Origin of the sequence: Rhizobium sp. 2YAF20 (genome assembly GCF_052114685.1) — a bacterium.
GTDB lineage: Bacteria > Pseudomonadota > Alphaproteobacteria > Rhizobiales > Rhizobiaceae > Rhizobium.
Genome location: NZ_JBFRFF010000138.1, coordinates 1 through 653, shown reverse-complemented (window position 1 = coordinate 653; position 653 = coordinate 1). Strand labels below are relative to the sequence as shown.

The following is a 653-nucleotide window of genomic DNA, read 5'->3' as shown; positions in this document are numbered from 1 at the left end:
GCATTGGTGCAGGGATCGAATTTCAACGATTTCCGCCTATGGGTCTGCGATCGCAACCGGCGTGATTGATCCGCACACCATGCCGCATAAGCATAACGCCGCCCGCCGTCATCGCATCAGCAAGATGAAGTTCAAGGTGACGAACTGGCGGGAGTATGAAGCAGGCCTTCACCGTCGCGGCAGTCTAACACTGTGGCTGGCGCCGGTAGCGCTTGCCGGATGGGCTGCGCCAAGACGCACGACACGGGGTGGCCAGCCGCGCTATTCGGATCCCGCCATCGAGGCCACCTTGACGCTTGGCATGGCGTTTGGGTTACCGCTCCGCCAGGGCGAAGGATTACTGGGCTCGGTGCTTAAGCTGATGGGATTGGAGCTTCCCGTGCCGGACCACACAACCCTCAGCCGGCGGTCAAGAACCTGGAGGCCACCTGCCAAAGGCAATGACCGTCAGTCTATCGCGGATGGCCCCCTTCATGTTCTGGTCGATAGCACCGGGCTGAAGATCTACGGGGCGGGTCAATGGTTGGAAGAAAAGTATGGCGCAAAATCCCGCCGTGGTTGGCGCAAGTTGCATCTGGCGCTTGATGCCGGCAGTGGCGAGATCATTGCGCATGTGCTCACGGATCAGGACGCCGGCGACGCCTCGCAGGTCG

General features: G+C 61.1%; 1 protein-coding gene. It reads left to right on the top strand.

What is annotated here, in order from left to right; genetic code table 11:
- Positions 1 to 79: 79 nt before the first annotated feature.
- Positions 80 to 653 (top strand): IS5 family transposase (locus AB4Z52_RS36295; protein WP_442222626.1); only part of this gene is annotated, 574 nt, incomplete at its 3' end.